At 63.7% G+C, this 669-nt stretch carries 1 protein-coding gene; it reads left to right on the top strand.

From position 1 onward, the window contains the following. Positions 1-669: ABC transporter ATP-binding protein (locus AC0L2K_RS34960; RefSeq protein ID WP_473533656.1), on the top strand; the 669-nt coding region annotated here is incomplete at both ends.

The following is a 669-nucleotide window of genomic DNA, read 5'->3' on the forward strand; positions in this document are numbered from 1 at the left end:
TACATCCAGCGCTTCTTCGACCCGATCCGCTCGCTCACCATGCAGTACAGCGTGATGCAGCGCGCCATGGCTTCGGGCCAGCGCATCTCCGAAGTGCTCGACGTGCCGGTGGACGTCAGCGACAAGGACAATGCTGTTAAGCTGTCGCGCGACATGGACGGCTCGGTCGAGTTCAGGAACGTCACCTTCGGCTACCGGCAGAACTTGCCGGTGCTGAAGAACGTTTCCTTCCGCGTCAATCCGGGCGAGACCGTAGCACTTGTCGGCCCGACCGGATCGGGCAAGTCCAGTTCGATGGCGCTGGTGCACCGTTTCTACGATGTCTGGTCGGGTCAGGTCCTGGTCGGCGGGCACGATGTGCGCGACCTGACACAGGATTCGCTCGGAGAGCAGGTGGCAATGGTGCTGCAGGAGCCGTTCCTGTTCTCAGGAACGGTGCTGGAGAACATCCGCTATCATAAGGCCGGCGCCAGCCGCGAGGAGGTGGTCCGCGCCGCACTGGCCGTCGGCGCGCACGACTTCATCGAGAACTTGCCCGATGGCTACGACACCGAACTCGAGCAGCGTGGCGGCAATCTCTCGCTCGGCCAGCGCCAGCTGATCAGTTTCGCGCGGGCGCTGGTGGCCGACGCCAAGATCCTTGTGCTCGACGAAGCCACGGCCAGCATC

The sequence above is a fragment of the Mesorhizobium sp. WSM4817 genome, assembly GCF_055811135.1.